The following is a 5,785-nucleotide window of genomic DNA, read 5'->3' on the forward strand; positions in this document are numbered from 1 at the left end:
ATACACTGATGTTAGTAGCTCATTGTCGCCAGTTCAATTACATCATCATAGATTGTAGTGACTCTTGGCTAGTAAAGCGCTTATGGAAGAAGTCTAAAAATACGCTAATGTTGGTGGCCAGCTGACGTCTGCTTGAATACACACCGTATACTTTAAAAGCTTCTATTGGCCATTCTTGTAATATTGGCACTAAAGAGCCGCTAGCTAATTCGTTCTTACAAACCGAGTTTGACAGCATGGCAATGCCAAAGTCGTCCATCACCAGTTGCTTGACCATCACGGCACTGTTTACGCGTACTTTTCGCTGAAAGTTAACCATGGTTTTTCTTGTGCCTTTGCCTAAGGGCCAAATCGGCGCCGAACGTGATGTTCCTAATAAAATACCGCTATGTTCGGCTAAATCCTGCGGTGTAGCGGGCGTGCCATGAACTTTCAGGTAGCTAGGACTGGCAACTAATATAGGCTGACGCTCAAATAGCAGTCTTGCGACTAAATCAGACGATTGCAGTGGACCATATTTAATGGCGATATCGTAACCTTCTCCCACAAGCCCTATATCACTGTCGGTAAATTGCACATCGAGTTCAACATTGGGGTATAGGCGCAGAAAACCACTACATAATGTAGCGATTAACTCTTGGCTAAAAGAGACGGGAATAGCGATACGCAACAAGCCAGAAACGTCGTTATGAGTATTTTCAACAGTGGCTTTGGCAGCCTCAATTTCATCGCTTATACTGGAGCAATGCTGAAAAAACAGCGCGCCGACCTGAGTCAGGCTTAAATTACGGGTATCTCGTTGCAAAAGTCGCACGCCAAGTTGCTCTTCTAGTTGAGCAACTTTACGGCTAATAGTTGATTTTGGCATGCCTATTTCACGGGCAGCTTGAGAGAAACCTTTGGCTCTAACTACCGCTGCAAAGAGCATCATACCGTTTAAATCAGGCATGTTATCTCCACTGTCTCAAATATGGAACAAAGCGTCTAGCGCAGTTTAATAGCAATTGACGGGATAACAAAGTTATATTTACGGGCTAAAAATTTCAGAGGCTAAAAGCAGAGGATCTTTCGATGACCAGCAAAAATCAGCCCACTAACATGACTCAAGTGCAAACTGCCGATCCGCTTTTCTTAAAAGCAGAGCAGTTAGCCAAAGATTTTTCACTGTTTCCTGAGCACAGCAAGCAAACGCTTTCAGAAGAGATTAAAGGTCTTTTAGGCGATGACGCGATTCAAGCCAATCTTAAAGACTTGGCTCAGTTAGACGTTGACGGTTATGTCACCAAGGTGATTCAACCAACCCAAGATAAAAATCGTCCTGGTGCTAAGCGCATCATTGCCGATCTTAAAGGTAAGCTCATTACCGAAACCCATATTGGCCCTTTTTATAGTGCAGAGATTGAACTGAATTTTGGATCTCGTACTCGCCGTATCGGTTTTGTGGCTCAAGAGCGTACAACAGCAAACGGAGCGTGGATGCCTGAGCATCACATTGCTTGCTGTAAAGCGATTCGCCACTTTGCTGAACTGTCTATGCCGATAGTGTACCTTATCGACACCCCAGGTGCCGACGCAGGTGAAGTCGCTAATAGCCAGAATCAAGCACATTCAATTTCTAAAGCGATTGCTGAGAGCGCAAACGTTGACGTACCGACTGTGGGTATCGTTATCGGTGCGGGTTACTCTGGTGGCGCTATCCCACTTGCTGCGGCAAACATTTTATTGTCGCTACGTGATGGTATTTTTAACACCATTCAGCCACAAGGCCTGCAGAGTATCGCGCGCAAATACAACTTGTCTTGGCAGGAATGTGCGAAATCTGTAGGTGTATCGCCAGAAGAGCTTTATACCTCAGGTTGTATCGACGGCATTATCGATTTCTCGCCATCTGACAGAGATGAGCGCCAGCACAACTTGCGCCGCGCTATCATTAGCAGCATCGAAGCGGTTGAGAAAGCAGCAGTCAACTTTGTGCGTGAATCAGAAGACTTACGTGAACATTACGATCGCAGCTTGGCACGTTTCCTAAGCCCGTCTAAGAATCTTGAAGCATTAGAGCTTAACGCAGAGCTTGCGGTTGCCAACAACCCTACGATGCATTTGAACCTATTTGGTAGTACATACCGTTACTTGCGTTACTTGACGCTACGTAGCCGTATCCATTCTATCTCGCAAGAGCAGTATGGTCGTCTATCTAAGGTGAGCGTACCTGAAGGTGATTTGTTAGCGCGTATTCAGCAAGAGCAAGACCGTGTATTCCAGTCTTGGTTATCAAGCCCTGATAAATTGGTTTATGACGAAGAGTTGAACAAGCTATGGGGCAACTTCATCGCTAAACGTGATGATGTGTCTACCGAGCGTAACATGCTAACGCGTTTGATTTTGGGTGAGCCAAAAGAGAACTACAAGAAAGCCCGTAAGGCGCTAATCTTTAACATCAGTTGGTCGCTATACCATCGCTGGAAAGGCAACGCTGAAAACAACTTCAAAGGGCTTATCAATTATCTAGAGACGCTTCCGTCTGAAGTGACTCAAGCCGATTGGCCTGAGCTTAACAAGCTAACCGTGTTAGATGTGATTGTTCACGATGAGCTTCGTGAAGATTTCATCTGGCAATGTCATAACATCTTGGTGTTCGACGCGCTTTACGACAACGTCGTGGGTAACCTTGCGTCTATCGCTAAAGAAGCCATGATGTCTAAGAGCTTGTCTCGTAACTCGGTTGATAACTTACTGCATGACTCTATTGACCGTGCACTATCGACGCAAAACGTGGCCAACGATAAGAACAAGTTCTACAAGTGGCTGAAGTACTTTATGACCCAGTCAAACCGCGCAGAGCTACTGACTCGTACAGAGCAGTGGAAGAGTGTTGGTTTCCCTCAGTTAAACGACAGCCTATTTGTTATTCTGACTTACTTCTTCGAGCGTTTGCTGCCAGAGTATTTTGACAGCGAAGAAGAAAACGCTGAATACACGGGTGCAATTAATCCTGTGCGTATCGGGCGTCGTAAAGACTTCTGGAACCGTTTGACCATGGGTTACCAAGATCTACTCATCCAGAAAGTACTGCGCGATGAAAAGCGCACAGGAAAAATGGGTTGGGAATCAATTGTCGCTAAGTTCTTCACTGAGTTTGAAGAGATTAACGGTGACAAGATTTCAGCTAACTTGCTGAACTTCCCTGGTTTCCGTCTATCTATCGAAGATGCATTAGACAAGGGCATACGCCCATGTGGTTTAATCACAGGTCTTGCTGACTTTGAGCATAACGGTCAGTCATTGCGCGTCGGTGTAGCGGTTTCAAATACAGCATTCCAAGCGGGTGCATTCGATATGGCGGCTGCAGAGAAATTCAGCGCGCTATTGATTGAGTGTGCTAAGCGCAGACTACCGGTTATCTGTTTCATCAGTTCAGGTGGTATGCAGACTAAAGAAGGTGCAGCTGCACTATTTTCAATGGCTGTGGTGAACGATCGTATTACTCGCTTTATTCGTGATAACGAATTGCCAGTATTGATGTTTGGTTACGGCGACTGTACAGGTGGTGCACAGGCGAGTTTTGTGACTCACCCATTGGTGCAAACTTATTATCTATCAGGTACTAACATGCCATTTGCTGGCCAAATGGTTGTCCCTGCATACTTACCATCTACTTCAACGCTGTCTAACTACTTGTCTAAAGTACCTGGTGCGATGGATGCATTGGTGACGAACCCATTTAGTGACACGATTGACGATCAACTACAAAGCATCGATCCATTAATGCCTAAGCCTACGGCTAAGATTGTTGATGTCATTGGTAGTGCAGTATCAACATTGGTACCTGAAAGGTTGATCGCTGAAGAAGTGATTGTTCAGGATGACCCTCGTCAGCTAATGAAGCCGATTGAGAAGGTACTGGTGCATGCGCGAGGTTGTACCGCGGTTAAGCTTATCCGTAAAGCACATGACAACAATATCAACGTAGTATTGGTTGCATCAGATCCTGATATGACGTCAGTACCTGCCGATATGCTAAAAGGTAACGACAAGTTAGTTTGTATTGGTGGTAACACCTCTGATGAGAGCTACCTAAATGCTTACTCGGTACTTAAGGTTGCTGAGTACGAAAACGTAGATGCACTGCATCCAGGTATCGGTTTCTTATCTGAAAGCCCGCAGTTTGCTGCACTTTGTGTCAACAACGGTATTAACTTTGTTGGTCCAAGTGTGCACAGCATGACAACTATGGGCAACAAGTCGAACGCGATTAAGACCTCACAAGCGCAAAACGTACCTGTTGTACCTGGTAGTCACGGTATTTTGACTAACGCAGAGCAAGCAGTAAATGTTGCGAGCGAAATCGGTTACCCAGTTCTGCTTAAAGCGGTACAAGGTGGCGGCGGTAAAGGTATTCAGGTTGTTGAGCGTCCAGGCGACATGATTTCTTTGTTCCAAAAGACCTCTACGGAAGCGGCTGCAGCGTTCGGTAACGGTGACTTGTACCTAGAGAAGTATGTGACTTCACTACGTCATATTGAAGTCCAGTTGCTACGTGACCAGTTTGGTAACACCAAGGTACTCGGTCTACGTGATTGTTCTGTACAGCGTAATAACCAGAAAGTGGTTGAAGAGTCGGGCTCAACGATGTTGCCTGATGAGCTTAAGCAGCGCGTGATGGAGTACACCCGTTTATTGGGTGATGCTACTGACTACATGGGCGCGGGTACGGTCGAATTTATCTATAACTTAGACGCGAACGAAGTCTACTTTATGGAGATGAACACCCGTCTACAGGTTGAGCACCCAGTGACTGAAGCCACATCTGGCATCGATATCGTGAGTGCAGGTTTTGATATCGCTGCGGGTCGCTCGATTGCAGAGCTTGAGCCGCAAAATATTGGCTATGCGATGGAAGTGCGTGTAACGGCAGAGAAAGCCGCTCTTGATAGCAATGGCGTTCTGCAATTACTGCCGTACCCAGGCCTAATTACTGAGTACCAGATGCCAGAGCGTGATGACATCGAAATCATCTCAATCGCTGGTGAAGGTAAAGAGGTTTCTCCTTACTACGATAGCTTGATTGCACAGATTATTTGCCGTGGTGAAAGTCGTGAAGATGTGATTGTTAAGCTACACGATTACCTAGCAAATCAAGTGGTGATTAAAGGTATCGCGACTAACATTCCATTGCTAACGCGCATCCTTAAAGATGGCACCTTCAACGAAGGCGTTTACGATACAAACTATCTACCACGCTTTATGGCAGAGCTAGATGTGCCAGAGATGATTGCTGAAATGGAAGCGGCGGCAGAAGCAGTCGGTGTTGATACAGCATCACTTCGCGTAGGTGAGAGTAACGAGCTTAAGGTTATGGCACAGGGCGCGGGTATCTTTTATACCTCTCCAGCTCCGGGTGAAGCAGACTTCGTTAAAGAAGGCGACATTGTTACAGTAGATCAGACTTTGGCGCTTACAGAAGCGATGAAGATGTTCTCACAGGTAACCTTAGCCGGCTTTAACCGTAAGAATGCAGTACTTTATCCTGAAGATCAGCAGTATCGTATCGAGCGTATTCTTAACAGTAACGCTCAGCAAGTATCACAAGGTGAGTTGCTATTTGTTGTATCACCCGTTGCCTAGCATCTAGGTAGCGTCCTCCACTCGTCTGATTTAAGGCGACTGGAGAATGTCATACCCTTAGCTGAAAATACCCACGTTACGTGTAATGCTATTCGGATAAGCACTACTGTTTATATTTAAGTGGGTAGCGGCTGGGTATATAGAGCACTGAACGTGGATA

The 5,785-nt window shown here is 45.8% G+C and carries 2 protein-coding genes; one reads left to right on the plus strand and one right to left on the minus strand.

Going from position 1 to position 5,785, the window contains the following annotated elements:
* Positions 1-37: 37 nt before the first annotated feature.
* A complete protein-coding gene (locus ACVBIL_RS20425; RefSeq protein ID WP_447168768.1) occupies positions 38-949 on the minus strand; it encodes a LysR family transcriptional regulator in 912 nt (303 codons plus the stop codon).
* 122 nt (positions 950-1,071) lie between these two features.
* Here ACVBIL_RS20425 and ACVBIL_RS20430 point away from each other — a divergent pair, with 122 nt between their 5' ends.
* A complete protein-coding gene (locus ACVBIL_RS20430; RefSeq protein ID WP_447168769.1) occupies positions 1,072-5,625 on the plus strand; it encodes an ATP-binding protein in 4,554 nt (1,517 codons plus the stop codon).
* Positions 5,626-5,785 lie beyond the last annotated feature (160 nt).

It is taken from the genome of Shewanella sp. 125m-7 (assembly GCF_052977045.1).